Origin of the sequence: Actinomadura bangladeshensis (assembly GCF_004348335.1) — a bacterium.
Classification (GTDB): Bacteria; Actinomycetota; Actinomycetes; order Streptosporangiales; family Streptosporangiaceae; genus Spirillospora; species Spirillospora bangladeshensis.
Genome location: NZ_SMJW01000151.1, coordinates 1 through 20,478, shown reverse-complemented (window position 1 = coordinate 20,478; position 20,478 = coordinate 1). Strand labels below are relative to the sequence as shown.

Sequence of the window (20,478 nt, the reverse complement as noted above, 5' to 3'; positions counted from 1 at the left end):
GGGGGCCGTGATGTGCTTGGGGCAAGGGGAGAATCGATGGCGATCATCGCGCAGCTGAGCGACATCCATCTGGCGGCCGGGCGGGACGGCGAGGTGGACGACGGCTCCGGGCCGGTGCGCGCCCTGCGGTCCGCCGTGTCGAGCCTCCTCGCGCTGCCCGCGCGGCCCGACGCGGTCGTCCTCACCGGCGACCTCGCCGACGCCGGGCTGCCCGCCGAGTACGCGCGGCTGCACGCGCTGCTGTCCCCGCTGCCGATGGCCGTCTACCCGATGTGCGGCAACCACGACGACCGCGACGAGATGCGCAAGGCGTTCGGCGACCACCCGGCGGTCGCGGCCACCGGAACGGCCCCGCGGGCGCCCGTCCAGTACGCCGCCGACATCGCCGGAGTGCGGCTGATCTGCTGCGACACCACCGTGGACGGCCACCCGCACGGTCACATGAGCGAGGAGCGGCTCGGCTGGCTGGAGGACATGCTGCGGGCCGCGCCCGACACGCCGACCGTCATCGCCACGCACCATCCGCCGTACCCGATCGGGATGCGGTTCATCGACGACCTGCGGTTCGTCGACCCCGCCGGGTTCGCGTCCGTGGTCTCCCGGCACCCGCAGGTCGTGCGGATCATCTCCGGGCACGTCCACCGCGCGTCGGTCGGGTCGCTCGCCGGGCGGGTCAGCACCACCTGCCCGAGCACCTACCGGCAGCTGTTCCTCGACCTCACCAAGCAGGGCCGCGCCGCCGTCACCGGGGAACCGGCCGGGTTCGCCCTCCACCTCATCGGCGCGGACGGCACCGCCACCACGCACTTCGCCCCGACCGGCAACTACCGGCCGCTCATGGACGTGGAGTAGAGGCCGCCAGAGCAGAGCCCGTCAGCCGTCGCGCCGGTCGCCGAAGATCGTGCGCATCAGCAGGATCGCGCCCCACGGCCCCGCCACCCAGATCCACCACGGGTACACCGCGCCGGTCGTCACCAGGACGATCAGCCAGACGGTGAAGTTGATCGCGCTGACCGTCGCCCACGCGCCCCACATCGCCTTCATGCCGCGCACGTCGAGGTCCCGGGACGGGGGCCCGGCCACGGACGCGGTGCTCTTCGGCTGGGTCGCCGGGACGGGCAGCTGGTAGAGGTCCTCCTCCGGCAGGTCGGAGGTGACCTCCTGGAGATCGCCGACGGTCTTGGACGCGTACACCGAGTCGAGCCGCTCCTGCAGCTCGTCCATCGTGATGCGGCCGAGCGCGCAGTGCTCGCGCAGGCTCGCGGCCACCCGGTCGCGGTCGGCGTCCGAGGCCCGGATGTCAGGGTTCGGCGCCATCGTTCCTCCGGCTTCTCAGGACGAGCTGTCGCTTCCATTCTGCGTGGCCGAACCGAGTTTCTGGAACCATTCGCGGCCCTCATCCAGGGCGGTCAGGACGCGGGGGCCGTCCGCGGTGACCGCGAACGTGTGCTCGAAGTGCGCCGAGTACCGCCCGTCGGCCGTCACGACCGTCCAGCCGTCGTCCAGTTCGAGGGTCTCCTTGGTGCCGAGGTTCACCATCGGCTCCACCGCGAAGCACATCCCGGGCTCCAGGACGGGGCCGTGCCCGGCCGCGCCGTGGTTGGGGATCAGCGGGTCCATGTGCATCTCGGTCCCGATGCCGTGCCCGCCGTAGCCCTCGACGATGCCGTAGCGGCCCTGAGAGCGAATGTAAGCCTCGATCGCGTGCGACATGTCCGTCAGGTGCGCCCCGGCCCTTCCGGCCGCGAGACCGCGCCACAGGGACGTCTCGGTGACGTCCAGCAGCGTGCGCAGTTCGTCGGTGATCTCCCCGACCGGGACGGTGATGGCGGCATCGCCGTGCCAGCCCGCCACGATCGCGCCGCAGTCGATGGAGATGACGTCGCCGTCCCGCAGCACCTTGTCGCCCCGCGGGATGCCGTGCACGATCTCCTCGTTGATCGACGCGCAGATCGTCCCGGTGAAGCCGTGGTAGCCCTTGAACGACGGGATGCCGCCGTTGTCGCGGATGTGCCGCTCGGCGAGCGTGTCGAGGTCCAGGGTGGTGATCCCCGGCTTCACGGCATCGCGCAGCAGCTCCAGCGTCCGGCCGACGAGCAGCCCCGCCGCCCGCATCAGCTCGATCTGCTCGGCGGTCTTCATCTGGATGGTGGGTCTACGCCGTTTGAACATCATTCCCCTTGCACCGGGTCAGCCGCCGCCGGGCGGGCGCGGGGCCCCGCCGATACGAGGGGCCCCGCGCCCGCGCCGTCACTTCTCCAGCGGGCGCAGCGCGTCCAGAGCGCGCTTGGTGACCTCTTCGACCGGACCCGTGGCGTCGATGCCGACGAGGATGTTCTCGTCGGCGTAGAACTGCACCAGCGGGGCCGTGTCGTGCCGGTACACCTCCAGGCGGTGCATGACGACCTCTTCCTTGTCGTCGTCGCGCTGGAACAGGCGGCCGCCGCAGTCGTCGCAGATGTCGTCCTGCTTGTCGTCGAAGTCGACGTGCCAGATCCGGCCGCACTGGTCGCAGGTGCGCCGGCCCGACAGCCGCCGGACGACCTCGTCCTCGTCGACGACGAGCTCCAGGACGATGTCGAGGCGCGCGTCCCACTCGGCGAGGATCTTCTTCAGCGTCTCCGCCTGCGGGACGTTGCGCGGGAACCCGTCCAGCAGGAACCCGTCGCGGGCGTCGTCCTCGCCCAGCCGGTCGCGCACCATCGCGATCGTGACCTCGTCCGGGACGAGGTCGCCGCGGTCCATGTACTGCTTCGCCTGCAGGCCGAGTTCGGTCCCGCCGCTCACGTTGGCACGGAAGATGTCACCTGTCGAGATTTTCGGGACCGACAGATGCGATGCGATGAACTGGGCCTGCGTCCCCTTGCCCGCTCCCGGGGGGCCCACCAGCACGATACGCACTACCGGAGGAAGCCCTCGTAGTTGCGCTGCTGCAGCTGACTCTCGATCTGCTTCACGGTATCCAGTCCGACGCCGACGACGATGAGGATGCTCGCGCCGCCGAAGGGGAAGTCCTGGGTCGCGTTCAGGAGTGCGAACGCCACCATCGGGATCAGGGACACGAGCCCCAGGTACAGCGCACCGGGTGTGGTGATCCGGGTCAGCACGAAGTCGAGGTATTCGGCGGTCGGCCGACCAGGACGGATACCTGGGATGAATCCACCATACTTCTTCATGTTGTCGGCGACTTCAGTGGGGTTGAAGGTGATCGCCACGTAGAAGTACGTGAAGAAGATGATCAGGACGAAGTAGAACCCCATGTGCCAGGCGTTGTCCTGCTGCAGGTACGGCTGGACCTTCTGGAGCCACTTGGTGTTGGGCCACAGCTGCGTCGCCAGGATCGGCAGGTAGAGCAGCGAGGACGCGAAGATGATCGGGATGATGCCGGCCTGGTTCACCTTCAGCGGGATGTAGGTCGACGTCCCGCCGTACATGCGCCGGCCGACCATCCGCTTGGCGTACTGGACGGGGATCCGCCGCTGCGCCTGCTCGACGAACACGACGCCCGCCATGATGGCCAGGCCCACGATGATGACGAGCGCGAAGACGAAGCCGTTCTTGGCCTTGTAGATGCCCCAGAACTGGCCGGGGAAGACCGCCACCACCTGGGTGAAGATCAGGACCGACATGCCGTTGCCGACGCCGCGGTCGGTCATCAGCTCGCCCAGCCACATGATGACCGTGGTGCCCGCCACCATGCAGATCACCATCGTGATGATCGGGAAGATGCTGGTCTCGTAGAGGATGTCGCCGCTGCCGGACACGCCCTGGAACAGCTGCCCGGTGCTCGCCATCGCCACGATGCCGGTGGCCTGCAGGATCGCCAGCCCGACCGTCAGGTAGCGGGTGTACTGGGTGATCTTCGTCGTGCCGGCCTGGCCCTCCTTCTTGAGGGCCTCCAGCCGCGGGATCACCACCACCAGCAGCTGCAGGATGATGCTCGCCGTGATGTACGGCATGATGCCCAGCGCGAAGACCGAGAGCTTGAGAAGCGCGCCACCGCTGAACAGGTCGACGAGGCCGTAGAGCTGGTTGCTCTCCTTGGCCGCGTCCGCGGTGTCCTTCAGCACCTTCACGTTCACGTTGGGGGTCGGCATGATCGACCCGATCCGGAACACCAGGATCATGAACAACGTGAACAGAATCTTTTTACGCAGGTCAGGCGTACGGAAAGCCCGAGCGAACGCGGTCAGCACCATTCCTCCTGCGCGACTGGCGGGTTCATCATGGCCACCGAGGGGCCGGTTACAGGTCCATGAGGTCGGGCGGAGGATACCCGAGGAGACGCGTAAGTGCGCAATCTCACGCGAGTCGCCTTCGCCCGTGTGACTCTAACAGCAGATGACACCGGGGCCGCCCCGCCTTTCCCGGCGGCCTCACGGCCCCGGGCGGTAGGCGAGCACGGCCCCGGCATCGAAGTGCGCCTTCTTACAGCTCGTCGGTGGTTCCGCCGGCCGCGGCGATCTTCTCCTTCGCGGCGCCGGAGAAGGCGTGCGCCTTCACCTGGACCGCGACCGAGATGTCGCCGGTGCCGAGGACCTTGACCGGACGGCCGCGGCGCACCGCGCCCTTGGCCGCCAGATCGTCCGCGGTGACCTCGCCGCCCTCGGGGTAGAGCGCGGCGAGCTTGTCCAGGTTCACGACCTGGAACTCGACCCGGTTCGGGTTCTTGAAGCCCTTCAGCTTCGGCACCCGGCGGATGAGCGGCATCTGGCCGCCCTCGAACCCGACGGGAACGGTGCTGCGGGCCTTCGTGCCCTTGGTGCCGCGGCCCGCGGTCTTGCCCTTGGACGCCTCGCCGCGGCCCTTGCGGGTCTTGGCCTTGTTGGCGCCGGGGGCCGGACGCAGGTCGTGGACCTTGAGCGGGGTGCCCTCGGTGGTGTCGTCCTTACCGAGATCAGCCGCCATGTCAGTCGACCTCCTCGACGGTGACCAGGTGCGCCACCGTCCGGATCATGCCGAGCACCTCGGGGCGGTCCTCGCGGACCACGCTCTGCCCGATCTTCTTCAGGCCGAGGGTGCGCAGCGTGTCACGCTGGTTCTGCTTCTCGCTGATCACGGACTTGGTCTGCGTGATCTTCAGGTTGGTCACGACGACGCGGCCTCCGCCCTGGGCTCGGAACCCGCCGCGCGGGCGCGCAGCATGGCCGCCGGGGCGACGTCCTCGATCGGCAGGCCGCGCTTGGCCGCGATCTCCTCCGGACGCTTCAGCGACTTCAGCCCCGCGATCGTGGCGTGCACGATGTTGATGGCGTTGTCGCTGCCCAGCGACTTGCTCAGCACGTCGTGGATGCCGGCGGCCTCCAGGACGGCGCGCACCGGGCCACCGGCGATGACGCCGGTACCGGGGCTGGCCGGACGCAGCAGGACCTCGCCCGCCGCGTCCCGCGCCTGCACCAGGTGCGGGATGGTGCCCTGGATGCGCGGCACCTTGAAGAAGTGCTTCTTGGCCTCTTCGACGCCCTTGGCGATCGCCGCGGGCACCTCCTTGGCCTTGCCGTAGCCGACGCCGACGGTGCCGTTGCCGTCACCGACGATCACCAGGGCGGTGAAGCTGAAGCGACGCCCGCCCTTGACGACCTTGGCGACACGGTTGATCGCCACGACCTTCTCGATGTACGACTGGCCCTTGTCGGCGCCACCGCGGCGGTCGTCGCGGCGGTCGCGACGGTCGCCACCCTGACCGCCACCACGCCTCTGCGCTGCCATCAGTGGTTCCTCTCGTTCTGGTTCAGGGCCATCAGAGCTCGAGGCCCCCTTCGCGCGCACCGTCCGCGACGGCGGCGATGCGCCCGTGGTACTTGTTGCCGCCGCGGTCGAACACCACCGCGTGGACGCCGGCCTGCTTGGCCCGCTCGGCGACGAGCTCGCCGACCTTGCGGGACTTGGCCGTCTTGTCGCCGGAGTCGGCGCGCAGGTCCGCCTCCATCGTCGACGCGCTGGCCAGCGTGTGGCCCTTGTCGTCGTCGATGACCTGGACGAACACGTGCCTGCTGGAGCGGGTCACGACCAGGCGAGGCCGCGCGGCGCTGCCCACGACCTTCTTGCGGACCCGCAGGTGCCGGCGCTTGCGGGACTTGGCCCGCGCCGACGTGGCCTTCGCGGCCAGGGTCTTGGTGCCTGCCATGACTACTTACCAGCCTTTCCGACCTTGCGGCGGATCTGCTCGCCCTCGTAGCGCACGCCCTTGCCCTTGTAGGGGTCGGGCTTGCGCAGCTTGCGGATGCGGGCGGCGATCTCGCCGACGAGCTGCTTGTCGATGCCCTCGACCGTCAGCTGCGTCGGCCGTTCGACGGTGAGCTTGATGCCCTCCGGCGCCTCGAACGGGATCGGGTGGCTGTAGCCGAGCGAGAACTCGACGTTCTGCCCCTTGGCCACCACCCGGTAGCCGACGCCCTGGATGACCAGGGTCTTCTTGTAGCCGTCGGTGACACCGACGACCATGTTGTTGATCAGCGTCCGGGTGAGCCCGTGCAGCCCGCGCACCTTGTTCATGTCGTTCGGCCGGGAGACGACGATCGTGCCGTCCTCCTGGCTGACCTCGATGGGCTCGGCGACGGTGTGCGACAGCGTGCCCTTCGGCCCCTTGACGGTGACCTCCCGGCCGTCGAGGCTCACCTCGACGCCGCTGGGCACGGTGATGGGAAGACGTCCGATACGAGACATTTTTCTGTACCTCCCCTCACCAGACGTAGGCGAGGACTTCCCCGCCCACGCCGCGCTTGCCCGCCTGACGGTCGGTCATCAGGCCGGAGGACGTCGAGATGATCGCGACGCCCAGTCCGCCCAGGACCCTCGGCAGGTTGTCCTTCTTCGCGTACACGCGCAGACCCGGCTTCGAGACGCGCTTGATGCCGGCGATCGAACGCTCCCGGGTCGGGCCGAACTTCAGCTCGATCAGGAGCTCCTTGCCGACCTTGGCGTCCTGCACGCTCCAGCCCGAGATGTAGCCCTCCTGCTGGAGGATCTCGGCGATGTGCGCCTTGATCTTCGAGTACGGCATCGCCACCGAGTCGTGGTACGCCGAATTCGCGTTCCGCAGACGCGTCAGCATGTCTGCGATCGGGTCGGTCATCGTCATGGCCTACTGGCCCTCCCTCGCCACGGTTTCCTCGGGGTGATGCGTCCCGTGGACCTTTGGCGCGGTCGTGGGCGCCCTCTCGGGCGCCCGGCTGGTTATTACAGGCCGGTGCACCGTCCCCCGGGGCGCGGGGCCCCAGGGGAGGCGGTCACCAGCTGGACTTGGTGATGCCGGGCAGCTCGCCGCGGTGCGCCATCTCGCGGAAGCACACGCGGCACAGGCCGAACTTCCGGTAGACGGAACGCGGACGCCCGCAGCGCGAGCACCGAGTGTACGCGCGCACGCCGAACTTCGGCTTCCGCGCCGCCTTGGCGATCAGCGACTTCTTCGCCATATCGTGCTCAGCTCTCCTTGAAGGGGAAGCCCAGGAGCTTGAGCAGCGCCCGGCCCTCGTCGTCGGTCTTCGCGGTCGTCACGACCGTGATGTCCATGCCCCGGGTCCGGTCGACCTTGTCCGGGTCGACCTCGTGGAACATGACCTGCTCGGTCAGCCCGAAGGTGTAGTTGCCGTTGCCGTCGAACTGCTTCGGCGACAGGCCGCGGAAGTCGCGGATGCGGGGCAGCGCGGTGGCGAGCAGCCGGTCCAGGAACTCCCACATGCGGTCGCCGCGCAGCGTGGCGTGCGCGCCGATCGGCATGCCCTCGCGCAGCTTGAACTGCGCGATGGACTTGCGGGCCCGGTTGACCGCCGGCTTCTGGCCGGTGATCACCGACAGGTCGCGGACGGCGCCCTCGATCAGCTTGGCGTCCTTGGCCGCGTCGCCGACGCCCATGTTGACCACGATCTTGGTCAGCGTGGGGATCTGCATGACGTTGGCGTAGCCGAACTGCTCGCGCATCTGCCCCGCGATCTCCTCGCGGTAGCGGACCTTGAGGCGCGGCGTCGGGACGGGGCGCTCGTTGGTCTGCGCGCGATCGGACAGAGTCTCGGTCATCGGTCTCAGATCTCCTTACCGCTACGGCGCGAGATCCGAACCTTCGTGCCGTCGTCGTTGGTGCGGTAACCGACCCGGACCGGCTTGCCGTCCTCGACGATCGCGACGTTGCTGACGTGCAGCGGCGCCTCGACCGTGACGCGACCGCTCTCCTTGCCGGCACGCTGCTGGTCGGCCTTGATGTTCTTGGTGATGAGGTTGACGCCCTCGACGACGACGCGCTCGGCGCGCGGGTCGACGCGCAGGACCTTGCCCGTCGCGCCCTTGTCCTTGCCGGCGAGGACGATGACCTCGTCCCCCTTGCGGATCTTCATCAGAGCACCTCCGGCGCGAGCGAGATGATGCGCATGAACTTCTTCTCGCGCAGTTCGCGGCCCACCGGGCCGAAGATACGGGTGCCGCGGGGGTCGCCGCCGTCCCGGATCAGGACGGCGGCGTTCTCGTCGAAGCGGATGTAGGAGCCGTCCGGGCGCCGGCGCTCCTTGCGGGTGCGCACGACGACCGCCTTGACGACGTCACCCTTCTTCACGCCCGCGCCGGGAAGGGCGTCCTTCACCGTCGCGACGATGATGTCGCCGACTCCCGCGTAGCGCCGACCCGAGCCGCCGAGAACCCGGATGCAAAGGATCTCCTTCGCACCCGTGTTGTCGGCGACCTTGAGTCGCGACTCCTGCTGGATCACGTCAACTCCTGTTCGTCACACCGGTTCTGCACCGGACCTCGTCCGGCCAGCCTGGTGGAACCAGTCATGTACATTGCGGGGCTCGCGCCCCGCGGGCCTACTTGGCCTTCTCGAGGATCTCCACCACGCGCCACCGCTTGGTGGCCGACAGCGGTCGGGTCTCCATGAGCCGGACGCGGTCGCCCACGCCGCACTCATTGCCCTCGTCGTGCGCCTTGTAGTTCTTGGTGCGGCGGATCACCTTGTGGTACCGGCGGTGGGTCACGCGGTCCTCGACGGACACGACCACGGTCTTGTCCATCTTGTCGCTGACCACGAGGCCTTCCAGCACCTTGCGGCTGGTCCGCTTCTCCGTCTGCTGCTCGGTCATTCGTTGCCCTCCGCGGCGTCCTCGGCGACCGTGACGATGCCGAGCTCGCGCTCCCGCATCACCGTGTAGATGCGGGCGATCTCGCGCTTGACGGTGCGCAGCCGCCCGTGGCTCTCAAGCTGGCCGGTGGCGGCCTGGAAGCGGAGGTTGAACAGCTCCTCCTTGGCCTCCTTGAGCTTGGTGACCAGGACGTCCTCGGGCTCGGTCCGCAGGTCGTCGGCGGTAAGACCCTTGGCCATCAGGACTCACCCACCTCTCGCTTGACGATCTTGCACTTCATCGGCAGCTTGTGGATCGCGCGCGTGAGGGCCTCCCGGGCGATGCGCTCGTCCGGGTAGGAGATCTCGAAGAGCACGCGGCCCGGCTTCACGTTGGCCACCCACCACTCGACGGAGCCCTTGCCGGAGCCCATGCGGGTCTCGGCGGGCTTCTTGGTCAGCGGACGGTCCGGGAAGATGTTGATCCAGACCTTGCCGCCGCGCTTGATGTGGCGGGTCATCGCGATACGCGCGGCCTCGATCTGCCGGTTCGTCACGTACGCGGACTCGACGGCCTGGATGCCGTACTCGCCGAACGTCACCCTCGTGCCGCCCTTGGCCATGCCACGGCGCGTCGGGTGGTGCTGCTTGCGGTGCTTGACCTTGCGAGGGATCAGCATCGGTTACTCAGCTCCCCTCACCCTGCGGAGCAGCCTCGGCCGCCGGGGCCGGCTGCTCGGAAACCTGCTTCTGCTCGGCGCCGCCGCGGGCCTCGCCGCCGCGGGCACCCCCGCGCTCGCCGCCGCGTCCGCCGCGGCCGCCACGGCCGCCGCCACGGCGCTCGCCGCCGCCACCGCGGCGCTCACGGCCACCGCCGCCGCCCGCGGCGCGCTGCTGCGCGGCCTTCTGCTCGCGCTCGGCGCGCGTCGCCGCGGCCTCGCCCTTGTAGATCCACACCTTGACGCCGATGCGGCCGAACGTCGTCCGGGCCTCGTAGAAGCCGTAGTCGATGTCGGCGCGCAGGGTGTGCAGCGGGACCTGGCCCTCGCGGTAGAACTCCGACCGCGACATCTCGGCGCCGCCGAGGCGGCCGCCGCACTGCACCTTGATGCCCTTGGCGCCGGACTTCATCGCGGACTGGATCGCCTTGCGCATGGCGCGGCGGAACGCGACCCGGCTGGACAGCTGCTCGGCCACGCCCTGCGCGACGAGCTGCGCGTCGATCTCGGGGTTCTTCACCTCGAGGATGTTCAGCCGGACCTGCTTGCCGGTCAGCTTCTCCAGGTCGCCGCGCAGGCGCTCGGCCTCCGCGCCGCGCCGGCCGATGACGATGCCCGGCCGGGCGGTGTGGATGTTGACCTCGACACGGTCACGGGTCCGCTCGATCTCCACCTTGGAGATGCCCGCCCGGTCCATGCCCTTCTGCAGCATGCGCCGGATCTGGACGTCTTCCTTGACGTAGTCCTTGTAGAGCTTGTCGGCGAACCACACGGACTTGTGGTCGGTGGTGATGCCGAGCCGGAACCCGTGCGGGTTGATCTTCTGACCCACTACCGGGCCCTCCTCGTCTTCTTACCGCCGCCCGACGCGGCCACCGCGTCGTCCCGCGACTCCACGACCACCGTGATGTGGCTCGTGCGCTTGTTGATGCGGTAAGCCCGGCCCTGGGCGCGGGGGCGGAAACGCTTGAGCGTCGGCCCCTCGTCCACCCACGCACGGCTCACGACGAGCGTGTCCGAGTCGAGCTTGAAGTTGTGCTCGGCGTTGGCGATGGCACTCGCCAGCACCTTGCCCACCGGCTCACTCGCAGCCTGGGGGGCGAACCGCAGCACCGCCTGAGCCTCCGCGGCAGGCAGGCCGCGGATGAGGTCCACCACGCGGCGGGCCTTCCTGGGCGTGACGCGGATGTACCGCGCCTGGGCCCTGGCTTCCATCGCTGTTCCTCTCCGTACGATCTACTGCTCTGCCTGCTCAGCCTCGGCGGCTGCGGCGGTCTTCCTTGACGTGGCTGCGGAACGTGCGCGTCGGCGCGAACTCGCCGAGCTTGTGTCCCACCATGGCGTCGGTGATGAACACCGGGACGTGCTTGCGGCCGTCGTGCACGGCGATCGTGTGACCGATCATGTCCGGCACGATCATGGAGCGCCGCGACCACGTCTTGATGACGTTCTTGGTGCCCTTCTCATTCTGGACGTCGACCTTCTTCTGAAGGTGGTCGTCCACGAACGGGCCCTTCTTAAGGCTACGTGGCATGACGAGCGACTCCTACCGCTTCTTCTTGCTGCGACGACGGACGATCAGCCGGTCGCTCGACTTGTTCGCCTGGCGAGTGCGGCCTTCCTTCTTACCGGCGGGGTTCACCGGGTGGCGGCCACCGGAGGTCTTGCCCTCACCACCGCCGTGCGGGTGGTCGATCGGGTTCATGGCGACACCGCGGACGGTCGGGCGCTTGCCCTTCCACCGCATCCGGCCGGCCTTGCCCCAGTTGATGTTCGACTGCTCGGCGTTGCCGACCTCGCCGACCGTCGCGCGGCAGCGCACGTCCACCATCCGCATCTCGCCGGAGGGCATGCGCAGCGTGGCGTACTTGCCCTCCTTGGCCAGCAGCTGGACGCCGGCGCCCGCACTGCGGGCGATCTTGGCGCCGCCGCCGGGGCGGAGCTCGATGGCGTGCACGACCGTACCGGTCGGGATGTTGCGCAGCGGCAGGCAGTTGCCCGGCTTGATGTCCGCGCCCGGCCCGTTCTCCACCCGGTCGCCCTGCTTCAGGCCGCGGGGGGCGAGGATGTAGCGCTTCTCGCCGTCCACGTAGTGCAGCAGCGCGATCCGCGCGGTGCGGTTCGGGTCGTACTCGATGTGCGCGACCTTGGCCGGCACGCCGTCCTTGTCGTGCCGGCGGAAGTCGACCAGGCGGTAGGCGCGCTTGTGCCCGCCGCCCTGGTGCCGGGTCGTGATGCGGCCGTGGTTGTTGCGGCCGCCCTTCTTGGGGAGCGGACGCAGCAGCGACTTCTCCGGCTCGTCGCGCGTGATCTCGACGAAGTCGGCCACGCTGGAGCCGCGACGCCCCGGAGTCGTCGGCTTGTAGTTACGGATGCCCATCTTTTTCGTTCATCCCTTAATCTGCTCCGGCGCCGGCCTAGGCCGGGCCGCCGAAGATGTCGATCCGCTCGCCCTCGGCAAGGCTGACGATGGCGCGCTTGGTGTCCTTGCGCTTGCCGTAGCCGAACCGGGTGCGCTTGCGCTTGCCCTGGCGGTTGAGCGTGTTCACGTTCGTCACCTTGACGCCGAACACCTTCTCGACGGCCTGCTTGATCTGCGTCTTGTTGGCGTCCGGGCGGACGATGAAGGTGTACTTGTTCTCGTCCAGCAGCCCGTAGCTCTTCTCCGAGACGACCGGCGCGATGATGACGTCGCGGGGGTCGGCGATCTTGTTCATGTGCGACCCTCCTTACTTCTTCGCCGCGCGCGAGATGAACTCGTCGTACGCGGCCTTCGTGAAGACCACGTCGTCGTTCACCAGCACGTCGTAGGTGTTGAGCTGGTCGGAGACGAGCACGTGCACGCTCGGCTCGTTGCGCAGGCTCTTCCAGGTCAGCTCGTCCTCGCGGTCCAGGACCAGGAGGACGCGGGTGGCCTCGGTGCCCGCTCCGTGCGCTTCGGAAAGCACCGTGCGGAGGGCCTTCAGCGCCGTCTTCGTCTTCGGGGCGTCGCCCTCGATGAGGCTGTCGACGACGTGCACCCGGCCGTAGCGGGCGCGGTCGGACAGGGCGCCGCGGAGCGCGGCCGCCTTCATCTTCTTGGGCGTCTTCTGCGCGTAGTCCCGCGGCTGCGGGCCGTGCACGGTGCCGCCGCCGGCGAACTGGGGAGCGCGGATCGAGCCCTGGCGGGCGCGGCCGGTGCCCTTCTGCCGGTACGGCTTCTTGCCGCCGCCGCGAACTTCGCCGCGGGTCTTGGCCGAGTGCGTGCCCTGGCGCGCCGCGGCCAGCTGCGCCACCACGACCTGGTGGATCAGCGGCACGCTGGTCTTCGCGTCGAAGACCTCGGCGGGCAGGTCGATGTCGAGCTTCGAAGTCACTTGCCCGTCCCCTTCACTGCGTCGCGGACCAGCACCACGCCGCCGTTGGGACCGGGAACCGCGCCCTTGATGAGCAGCAGGTTCTTCTCCGCGTCGATGGCGTGGACGGTCAGGTTCTGCACGGTGGTACGGGCGTTGCCGTGCCGTCCCGCCATGCGGAGGCCCTTGAAGACGCGACCGGGGGTCGCGCAGCCGCCGATCGAGCCCGGCGAGCGGTGCTTGCGCTGCGTGCCGTGCGAAGCGCTGAGGCCCTTGAACCCGTGGCGCTTCATGACACCGGCGGTGCCCTTGCCCTTGCTCGTACCGGTGACGTCGATCTTCTGGCCGGCCTCGAAGACGTCGGCGGTGATCTCCTGGCCGAGTTCGTACCCGGTGGTGTCGTCGGCCCGCAGTTCGACGAGGTAGCGGCGCGGCGTCACGCCGGCCTTCTCGAAGTGACCCGTGCGCGGCTTGTTCACCTTGCGCGGGTCGATCTGCCCGAACCCGATCTGGACGGCGCTGTAGCCGTCCTTCTCCTGGCTCTTGAGCTGGGTCACGACACACGGCCCGGCCTGGACGACGGTCACCGGAACGATCCGGCCCTCATCGTCGAAGACCTGGGTCATGCCGAGCTTCTCGCCCAGGACGCCCTTCCTCTGCGTACTCATTCTCGGTGCGTCCCTCAGAGCTTGATCTCGATGTCAACGCCGGCCGGAAGGTCGAGCCGCATCAGCGAGTCGACCGTCTTGGGCGTCGGGTCGATGATGTCGATCAACCGCTTGTGCGTGCGCATCTCGAAGTGCTCGCGGCTGTCCTTGTACTTGTGCGGCGAGCGGATGACGCAGTACACGTTCTTCTCGGTCGGCAGCGGCACCGGGCCCGCGACCTTGGCGCCCGTCCGCGTCACCGTCTCAACGATCTTCTTCGCGGAGGTGTCGATGACCTCGTGGTCGTAGGCCTTGAGCCGGATGCGGATCTTCTGTCCCGCCATGGTGGCCTCGGTGTCCTTTGCTGTAGTGCCGCTGTTTACTTCATGGTCGTGACGCGGCGGCCCGGCTCGGGGTGTCCCAGCGGCCGGGCCGCCGCGTGACGAGTGGTCTTACTTGATGACCTTGGTGACGCGACCGGCGCCGACCGTCCGGCCACCCTCGCGGATGGCGAACTTCAGGCCCTCCTCCATGGCGACGGGCTGGATCAGCTCGACGCGCATCTCGGTGTTGTCGCCCGGCATGACCATCTCGGTGCCCTCGGGGAGGTTCACCACGCCGGTGACGTCCGTGGTCCGGAAGTAGAACTGCGGACGGTAGTTGTTGAAGAACGGCGTGTGGCGGCCGCCCTCGTCCTTGGACAGGATGTAGACCTGCGCCTCGAACTCGGTGTGCGGGGTGTTCGTGCCCGGCTTGATGACGCACTGGCCGCGCTCGACGTCCTCGCGCTTGATGCCGCGCAGGAGCAGGCCGACGTTGTCGCCCGCCTGGCCCTGGTCGAGCAGCTTGCGGAACATCTCGACACCGGTGACGGTGGTCGAGGTGGACTCCGGCTTGATGCCGATGATGTCGACGGTCTCGTTGACGTTGACGACACCGCGCTCGATGCGGCCGGTCACGACGGTGCCGCGGCCGGTGATCGAGAAGACGTCCTCGATCGGCATCAGGAACGGCTTGTCGGTGTCGCGCACCGGCTCCGGCACGTTCTCGTCGACGGCGGTCATGAGCTCGACGATGGACTCGGCCCACTTCTCGTCGCCCTGCAGCGCCTGGTAGGCGGAGACGCGGACGACCGGGACGTCGTCGCCCGGGAACTCGTACTCCGACAGGAGCTCGCGGACCTCGAGCTCGACGAGCTCCAGGATCTCCTCGTCGTCCACCATGTCGCACTTGTTCAGCGCGACGACGATGTAGGGGACGCCGACCTGGCGGGCCAGGAGCACGTGCTCCTTGGTCTGCGGCATCGGGCCGTCGGTGGCGGCGACCACCAGGATGGCGCCGTCCATCTGCGCCGCACCGGTGATCATGTTCTTGATGTAGTCGGCGTGACCCGGGCAGTCGACGTGCGCGTAGTGGCGGGCCTCGGTCTGGTACTCGACGTGCGAGATCGAGATCGTGATGCCGCGCTCGCGCTCCTCCGGCGCCTTGTCGATGTCCTCGAACGGCGTGAAGGGGTTGAGGTCCGGGTACTTGTCGTGGAGCACCTTGGTGATCGCCGCGGTAAGCGTGGTCTTACCGTGGTCGATGTGTCCAATGGTGCCGATGTTCACGTGCGGCTTCGTCCGCTCGAACTTGGCCTTCGCCACTGGTTGCTCCTTGTTGCGATCCTCGGCCGTCTAGACGACCGCTTCGATGTACGTCCTGGTGATCTGTGGGCAGGCCCGGGTGCTTATTCGCCCCGCGCCTTGGCGATGATCTCCTGCCCGACGTTCGACGGAACCTCGGCGTAGGAGTCGAACTGCATCGTGAAAACAGCCCGGCCCTGGGTCTTGCTGCGCAGATCACCCACGTAGCCGAACATCTCCGACAGCGGCACCAGCGCCTTGATGACGCGCATGCCATGCCGCTCGTCCATGGACTGGACCTGACCGCGGCGGCTGTTGAGGTCGCCGATCACATCGCCCATGTTGTCCTCGGGCGTGGTGACCTCGACCGCCATCATCGGCTCCAGCAGCGTGGGGGACGCCTTGCGGGCGGCCTCCTTGAACGCCATGGAACCGGCGACCTTGAACGCCATCTCCGACGAGTCGACCTCGTGGTAGGCGCCGTCCCGCAGGGTGACCTTGACCCCCACCATCGGGTAGCCGGCCAGGACACCGAAGTCGGCGGCCTCCTGGCAGCCCGCGTCCACCGACGGGATGTACTCCCGCGGGATGCGGCCACCGGTGACCTTGTTCTCGAACTCGTAGCCGTCGGACCCGCCGCCGAGCGGCTCCAGGTCGATGATCACGCGGCCGAACTGGCCGGAGCCACCCGTCTGCTTCTTGTGGGTGTACTCGACCTTCTCGACCTTGCGGGTGATCGTCTCGCGGTAGGCGACCTGCGGCTTGCCGACGTTGGCCTCGACCTTGAACTCGCGCTTCATCCGGTCGACGAGGATCTCCAGGTGGAGTTCGCCCATGCCGGAGATGACGGTCTGGCCGGTGTCCTCCTCGGTGCGGACCTGGAAAGACGGGTCCTCCTCGGCCAGCCGCTGGATCGCGGTGCCCAGCTTCTGCTGGTCGGCCTTGGTCTTCGGCTCGATCGCGACGTGGATGACCGGCGCCGGGAAGTTCATCGACTCCAGGACGATCGGGTCCTTGTCGTCGCTCAGCGTCTCACCGGTGGTGGTCTGCTTGAGGCCCATCACCGCGACGATGTCGCCGGCGCCCGCGCGCTCGATCTCGGTGCGCTTGTTGGCGTGCATCCGGTAGATCTTGCCGATGCGCTCCTTGCGCTCCTTCACCGAGTTCATGACGGCCGTGCCGGACTCCAGCACGCCGGAGTAGATGCGCACGAACGTCAGCTTGCCCAGGTGCGGGTCGCTGGCGATCTTGAAGGCGAGAGCGGAGAACGGCTCGTCCTCGCTCGGCAGCCGCTTGAGCACCTTCTCCTCGTCGCGGACGGCGTGGCCCTCGATGGCCTCGACGTCCAGCGGGGAGGGCAGGTACCGGACGATCCCGTCCAGCAGCGGCTGCACGCCCTTGTTCTTGAAGGCCGTCCCGCACATGACCGGGGTGAGCTTCGCGCCGACCGTCGCGCGCCGGATGCCGTCGTGGAGCTGCTCGACGGTGGGCTCCTCGCCCTCCAGGTACAGCTCCATGATCTCGTCGTCGTTCTCGGCCAGCGTCTCGATGAGCTTGTCGCGCCACTCGCGGGCCGTCTCGGCGTGCGACTCGGGGATGTCGAGCGTGTCGTACATCTCGCCGAGCTTGGCCTCCTCGTTCCAGACGAGGGCCTTCATGGTGACCAGGTCGATGACGCCCTTGAAGTCGGCCTCGGCGCCGATCGGGAGCTGCAGCGCGAGCGGAGTCGCGTTCAGCCGGTTCTCGATCATGTCGACGCAGCGGTGGAACTCCGCGCCGACCCGGTCCATCTTGTTGACGAAGCACATGCGGGGCACGTCGTAGCGGTCGGCCTGGCGCCACACCGTCTCGGACTGGGGCTCCACGCCCGCGACGCCGTCGAACACCGCGACCGCACCGTCGAGCACGCGCAGGTTCCGCTCCACCTCGACGGTGAAGTCGACGTGCCCGGGGGTGTCGATGATGTTGATCGTGTGATCGGTCTCGTCCACGGCCCAGTGGCAGGTCGTGGCCGCCGACGTGATCGTGATGCCCCGTTCCTGCTCCTGCTCCATCCAGTCCATGGTGGCGGAGCCTTCGTGGGTCTCACCGATCTTGTAGCTCATCCCCGTGTAGTAGAGGATGCGCTCGGTCGTCGTGGTCTTGCCCGCGTCGATATGGGCCATGATCCCGATGTTGCGGACCTTGGCCAGGTCCACACCGGTTTTGGTAGCCACTGTCGTCCTCGCGTCGTCTCGTCGTTGCAGTTCCGCCGGGGTTACCAGCGGTAGTGGGCGAAGGCCTTGTTGGACTCCGCCATCTTGTGCGTGTCCTCGCGCTTCTTGACAGACGCGCCAAGACCGTTGCTCGCGTCGAGCAGCTCGTTCATCAGCCGCTCGGTCATGGTCTTCTCACGGCGCTGCCGGGCGTACACCACCAGCCAGCGCAGGGCGAGCGTGGTGCTGCGGGCCGGCCGCACCTCGACGGGGACCTGGTAGGTCGCGCCACCGACGCGGCGGCTGCGGACCTCCAGGGTCGGCTTCACGTTGTCGAGCGCGCGCTTCAGCGTGACGACCGGGTCGTTGCCGGTCTTCTCGCGGGCGCCCTCGAGGGCGTCGTAGACGATGCTCTGCGCGATCGAGCGCTTGCCGTCCAGGAGAATCTTGTTGATGAGCGCGGTGACCAGCGGCGAGTTGTACACCGGGTCAGCGATCAGCTGGCGCTTGCCAGCAGGGCCCTTGCGCGGCATCAGCTCTTCTCCTTCTTCGCGCCGTAGTGGCTGCGCCCTTGCTTGCGGTTGCGCACGCCCTGGGTGTCGAGCGCACCGCGGATGATCTTGTACCGAACGCCCGGGAGGTCCTTCACACGGCCGCCGCGCACGAGCACGATCGAGTGCTCCTGCAGGTTGTGACCGACGCCGGGGATGTAGGCCGTGACCTCGATCCCACTGGTCAGCCGGACACGGGCGACCTTGCGAAGCGCGGAGTTCGGCTTCTTGGGCGTCGTCGTGTAGACGCGCGTGCAGACTCCCCGGCGCTGGGGGCTGCCCTTGAGCGCGGGCGTCTTGTTCTTGGTCACCTTGTCCTGGCGGCCCTTTCGGACCAGCTGCTGGATCGTGGGCACCGCGTCTCCGTCTTCCTCGTACCGAGCCGGTAAGTCCTATTGCTGCAATCACCACCTCAGGCGAGGCTGTGACCTGCCGGTTTCCCGACCTCTCCGACCCCCGCGGTCGGGCGTGTCGCCACCCACGGAAATGCAACCGCGCGAAACCGACACAGACCGCCCGGCCCATCTCAGGGCCGAATCAAGCCGGGGAGTAGATGCGGCGCTGGGGCTGGCCTACCGGCCTCGCCGACGCACACGCACAGTGGCCCGCAGAGCGGGCGCAAGTGAAGAGATTACCGACCCGCACGGCAAAGTGCAAAACAGGGAGCGCATTACCGTGCGCGCCCCCTGCGGCGCAAACCGCGGAGCGGTGGGGAGCCTTCTCCCCGCAGTGGTGAACGGCCGGACGCCGTCGGATGTTCCCGGCCCCGGCCCCCGAGTCCCGGGCTTCGGGCGGGGGCACTCGTCGGCATTGTGTCCCACATCCCCGCTACTAGGGAAGATGTGGGCCAACTTTTACGTCTCCCCCCGCGTTCAGCGGCGGCGACCGGGTCGGCTGACGCCGTGTACGCGGAGAGGCACCCGTCGCGCGCGGCGGGACGGTCGGCGGGCGGGAACCGCACCCGCCCGTGACCGCGGCCCAGTTCCCGAGGAACAGGGCCGCGGCGAGCGGAGCGGCCGAGGGCTTTCCGTCCCCGGACGGGGCCCGTCCCTTACATCAGGAAGGCCACCACGGCGACCACGAGGATCACGACGACGGCGACGCCGCCGATGACGAGCCAGAGCATGTTCTTGCCGCCCTTGCCCTCTTCGGAGCCGGTGCCGTAGCCGGGCTGCTGGCCGCCGTACTGGGCGGGCTGCCCCTGCTGGCCGTACTGTCCGGGCTGGCCGTAGGGCTGCTGCTGGCCGTACTGCTGACCCTGCTGGCCCTGCTGGTCGTACTGCCCCGGCTGGCCGTAGCCCTGCTGCTGGTACGGCTGGCCGTACTGCTCCGGCTGGCCGAATCCGCGCTGCTGCTCAGCGGGCTGCTGGCCGTAGGCCTGCTGCTGCTCGCCGGGCTGGCCGTAGGCCTGCTGCTGGCCGTACTGCTGCTGCGGGGCCTGCGGCTGCTGCTGTCCCCACTGCTGCTGGCCGATGTCCAGCCGGGTGCTGTCGGCCGCGGCGGGCGCCTCGGCGGCGTGCCGGCCCTGGGACGGGTCGAACGCCTCGGTCGGACGAGCGTCCTCGACGCCGCTCTCGGCGGGCGGGCCGTACAGGTCGTCCACCGAGGGCGAGGGACCGGACGAGTGCGACCCCGCGCCGAAGCCCGACTCGGGCGGCGGCACCATCATGGTGCGCTCGTGGTCGGCCTGGCCCTGCTGCGACTGGCCCTGCTGGGGCGCCTCGGGCGTCCACGGCTCGGGCGTGGACGGCGGCGTCGGCGCCTGCCACGGCTCGGCCGGCGGGTCCTGCCTGCGCTCGGGGCCGGTGGCGACCGGCACGTCGGTGCCCGGCGACCAGTGCAGCGTCGCCTGGTCGTCGATCGCGGGACGCTGCGGCTGCGCCGGCTCGGGCGCGCCGGCACCGGGACCGGGGACGATCACAGTGCGGTCGCCGACGGCGTCCTGCGGGTCCTGCTGCTGCGGGGCCTGCTCACCGGACGGGGGCGGTGCGAACGCGCCGGGCTGCTGGCCGCCGAACTGGGGCGGCTGCTGCCCGTACTGCTCCTGGGGCGCGCCGTGCATCGGCTGCTGCGGGTACCCCGACTGCGGCGGCTGCTGGCCGTACTGCTGCTGGCCGTAGCCGGGCTGGGGCTGGCCGTACTGCGGCGGCTCCCCCGGCGGGACGTACTGCTGCGGGTCCTGCGGAGGCGTGAACCCGCCCGGCGCGGGCGGCTGCCCGTAGCCGGGCTGCGGCTGCCCGTACTGCGGCGGCTCCTGCGGGCCGCCGTAGGGCGGCGGGGGCGGGGGCTGCTCGCCGAACTGCCGCATCGGCTGCTCGACCATCGTGGGCGGCGCCGCGGGCGGCGCCGCCCACGATGGT

General features: G+C 68.9%; 30 protein-coding genes and 1 pseudogene. 1 reads left to right on the top strand and 30 read right to left on the bottom strand.

Features of this window, described 5'->3' with window-relative positions; translation table 11 throughout:
* The first annotated feature begins 36 nt into the window (after positions 1-36).
* Positions 37-852 (top strand): phosphodiesterase, encoded by an 816-nt coding sequence (locus E1284_RS25905; RefSeq protein WP_131942738.1) that lies wholly within the window; start codon positions 37-39, stop codon positions 850-852.
* Between the two features lie 21 nt (positions 853-873).
* Here the strand turns inward: E1284_RS25905 and E1284_RS25900 are convergent, their stop codons facing one another.
* From E1284_RS25900 to E1284_RS25755, 30 genes and pseudogenes are all read right to left on the bottom strand, one after another.
* On the bottom strand, positions 874-1,317 hold the full coding sequence (locus tag E1284_RS25900) for a DUF1707 SHOCT-like domain-containing protein (protein ID WP_131942737.1): 444 nt from the start codon (positions 1,315-1,317) through the stop codon (positions 874-876).
* Between the two features lie 15 nt (positions 1,318-1,332).
* Positions 1,333-2,172, bottom strand: coding sequence for a type I methionyl aminopeptidase (gene map / locus E1284_RS25895; protein ID WP_131942740.1), 840 nt, complete (start codon positions 2,170-2,172; stop codon positions 1,333-1,335).
* A 78-nt stretch (positions 2,173-2,250) separates the two neighbouring features.
* Positions 2,251-2,901, bottom strand: coding sequence for an adenylate kinase (locus tag E1284_RS25890; RefSeq protein ID WP_131942736.1), 651 nt, complete (start codon positions 2,899-2,901; stop codon positions 2,251-2,253).
* On the bottom strand, positions 2,901-4,196 hold the full coding sequence (gene secY, locus E1284_RS25885) for a preprotein translocase subunit SecY (protein ID WP_131942739.1): 1,296 nt from the start codon (positions 4,194-4,196) through the stop codon (positions 2,901-2,903). Before secY ends, E1284_RS25890 begins: the two co-directional genes overlap by 1 nt.
* Positions 4,197-4,428: 232 nt before the next feature.
* Entirely contained in the window at positions 4,429-4,908 is a 480-nt protein-coding gene (gene rplO, locus E1284_RS25880) for a 50S ribosomal protein L15 (RefSeq protein ID WP_131942735.1), read from the bottom strand.
* 1 nt (position 4,909) lies between these two features.
* Positions 4,910-5,092: a 50S ribosomal protein L30 gene (gene rpmD / locus E1284_RS25875; protein ID WP_089324452.1), complete on the bottom strand. Its 183-nt coding sequence runs from the start codon at positions 5,090-5,092 to the stop codon at positions 4,910-4,912.
* On the bottom strand, positions 5,089-5,709 hold the full coding sequence (gene rpsE / locus E1284_RS25870; protein WP_386874519.1) for a 30S ribosomal protein S5: 621 nt from the start codon (positions 5,707-5,709) through the stop codon (positions 5,089-5,091). The genes rpmD and rpsE overlap by 4 nt, the downstream gene beginning before the upstream one ends.
* Positions 5,710-5,740: 31 nt before the next feature.
* Positions 5,741-6,127, bottom strand: a complete 387-nt coding sequence (gene rplR, locus E1284_RS25865; RefSeq protein ID WP_131942734.1) for a 50S ribosomal protein L18 — start codon at positions 6,125-6,127, stop codon at positions 5,741-5,743.
* A gap of 2 nt (positions 6,128-6,129) precedes the next feature.
* Positions 6,130-6,666, bottom strand: coding sequence for a 50S ribosomal protein L6 (rplF, locus tag E1284_RS25860; RefSeq protein ID WP_131942733.1), 537 nt, complete (start codon positions 6,664-6,666; stop codon positions 6,130-6,132).
* A 16-nt stretch (positions 6,667-6,682) separates the two neighbouring features.
* Entirely contained in the window at positions 6,683-7,081 is a 399-nt protein-coding gene (rpsH, locus tag E1284_RS25855; RefSeq protein ID WP_131942732.1) for a 30S ribosomal protein S8, read from the bottom strand.
* 148 nt (positions 7,082-7,229) lie between these two features.
* Positions 7,230-7,415, bottom strand: coding sequence for a type Z 30S ribosomal protein S14 (locus E1284_RS25850; RefSeq protein WP_018657585.1), 186 nt, complete (start codon positions 7,413-7,415; stop codon positions 7,230-7,232).
* 7 nt (positions 7,416-7,422) lie between these two features.
* Positions 7,423-8,016: a 50S ribosomal protein L5 gene (gene rplE, locus E1284_RS25845; RefSeq protein WP_131942731.1), complete on the bottom strand. Its 594-nt coding sequence runs from the start codon at positions 8,014-8,016 to the stop codon at positions 7,423-7,425.
* Positions 8,017-8,021: 5 nt separating this feature from the next.
* On the bottom strand, positions 8,022-8,330 hold the full coding sequence (rplX, locus tag E1284_RS25840; RefSeq protein WP_131942730.1) for a 50S ribosomal protein L24: 309 nt from the start codon (positions 8,328-8,330) through the stop codon (positions 8,022-8,024).
* Complete coding sequence (gene rplN / locus E1284_RS25835; protein WP_067629407.1) at positions 8,330-8,698, bottom strand: 50S ribosomal protein L14; 369 nt, start codon at positions 8,696-8,698, stop codon at positions 8,330-8,332. The genes rplX and rplN overlap by 1 nt, the downstream gene beginning before the upstream one ends.
* Positions 8,699-8,795: 97 nt before the next feature.
* A complete protein-coding gene (rpsQ, locus tag E1284_RS25830) occupies positions 8,796-9,068 on the bottom strand; it encodes a 30S ribosomal protein S17 (RefSeq protein WP_131942729.1) in 273 nt (90 codons plus the stop codon).
* Complete coding sequence (gene rpmC, locus E1284_RS25825; RefSeq protein WP_131942728.1) at positions 9,065-9,307, bottom strand: 50S ribosomal protein L29; 243 nt, start codon at positions 9,305-9,307, stop codon at positions 9,065-9,067. The genes rpsQ and rpmC overlap by 4 nt, the downstream gene beginning before the upstream one ends.
* Entirely contained in the window at positions 9,307-9,726 is a 420-nt protein-coding gene (gene rplP, locus E1284_RS25820) for a 50S ribosomal protein L16 (RefSeq protein ID WP_131942727.1), read from the bottom strand. Before rplP ends, rpmC begins: the two co-directional genes overlap by 1 nt.
* 7 nt (positions 9,727-9,733) lie before the next feature.
* On the bottom strand, positions 9,734-10,597 hold the full coding sequence (rpsC, locus tag E1284_RS25815; protein ID WP_131942726.1) for a 30S ribosomal protein S3: 864 nt from the start codon (positions 10,595-10,597) through the stop codon (positions 9,734-9,736).
* The gene (gene rplV, locus E1284_RS25810; protein ID WP_131942725.1) at positions 10,597-10,980 is read right to left on the bottom strand and encodes a 50S ribosomal protein L22; all 384 of its coding nucleotides are present in this window, start codon (positions 10,978-10,980) and stop codon (positions 10,597-10,599) included. Before rplV ends, rpsC begins: the two co-directional genes overlap by 1 nt.
* A 37-nt stretch (positions 10,981-11,017) precedes the next feature.
* Entirely contained in the window at positions 11,018-11,299 is a 282-nt protein-coding gene (gene rpsS, locus E1284_RS25805) for a 30S ribosomal protein S19 (RefSeq protein WP_018657594.1), read from the bottom strand.
* 12 nt (positions 11,300-11,311) lie between these two features.
* Positions 11,312-12,145: a 50S ribosomal protein L2 gene (gene rplB, locus E1284_RS25800; RefSeq protein ID WP_131942724.1), complete on the bottom strand. Its 834-nt coding sequence runs from the start codon at positions 12,143-12,145 to the stop codon at positions 11,312-11,314.
* 37 nt (positions 12,146-12,182) lie between these two features.
* Positions 12,183-12,482 carry a 50S ribosomal protein L23 gene (gene rplW, locus E1284_RS25795; RefSeq protein ID WP_131942723.1) on the bottom strand — a complete coding sequence of 100 codons (300 nt, stop codon included), beginning with the start codon at positions 12,480-12,482 and terminating at the stop codon, positions 12,183-12,185.
* A 12-nt stretch (positions 12,483-12,494) separates the two neighbouring features.
* Complete coding sequence (gene rplD, locus E1284_RS25790) at positions 12,495-13,121, bottom strand: 50S ribosomal protein L4 (protein WP_131942722.1); 627 nt, start codon at positions 13,119-13,121, stop codon at positions 12,495-12,497.
* On the bottom strand, positions 13,118-13,768 hold the full coding sequence (rplC, locus tag E1284_RS25785) for a 50S ribosomal protein L3 (RefSeq protein ID WP_131942721.1): 651 nt from the start codon (positions 13,766-13,768) through the stop codon (positions 13,118-13,120). The genes rplD and rplC overlap by 4 nt, the downstream gene beginning before the upstream one ends.
* A 14-nt stretch (positions 13,769-13,782) precedes the next feature.
* Positions 13,783-14,091 (bottom strand): 30S ribosomal protein S10, encoded by a 309-nt coding sequence (rpsJ, locus tag E1284_RS25780; RefSeq protein WP_018657599.1) that lies wholly within the window; start codon positions 14,089-14,091, stop codon positions 13,783-13,785.
* A 108-nt stretch (positions 14,092-14,199) separates the two neighbouring features.
* Positions 14,200-15,393 (bottom strand): elongation factor Tu, encoded by a 1,194-nt coding sequence (gene tuf / locus E1284_RS25775; protein WP_131942720.1) that lies wholly within the window; start codon positions 15,391-15,393, stop codon positions 14,200-14,202.
* A gap of 83 nt (positions 15,394-15,476) precedes the next feature.
* The gene (fusA, locus tag E1284_RS25770) at positions 15,477-17,588 is read right to left on the bottom strand and encodes an elongation factor G (RefSeq protein ID WP_131942719.1); all 2,112 of its coding nucleotides are present in this window, start codon (positions 17,586-17,588) and stop codon (positions 15,477-15,479) included.
* A 41-nt stretch (positions 17,589-17,629) separates the two neighbouring features.
* Positions 17,630-18,100 carry a 30S ribosomal protein S7 gene (gene rpsG, locus E1284_RS25765; RefSeq protein WP_021597494.1) on the bottom strand — a complete coding sequence of 157 codons (471 nt, stop codon included), beginning with the start codon at positions 18,098-18,100 and terminating at the stop codon, positions 17,630-17,632.
* Entirely contained in the window at positions 18,100-18,474 is a 375-nt protein-coding gene (gene rpsL / locus E1284_RS25760; RefSeq protein WP_089324469.1) for a 30S ribosomal protein S12, read from the bottom strand. The genes rpsG and rpsL overlap by 1 nt, the downstream gene beginning before the upstream one ends.
* A gap of 695 nt (positions 18,475-19,169) precedes the next feature.
* Positions 19,170-20,478 (bottom strand): annotated as a pseudogene (locus E1284_RS25755) (hypothetical protein); the annotation flags it as partial.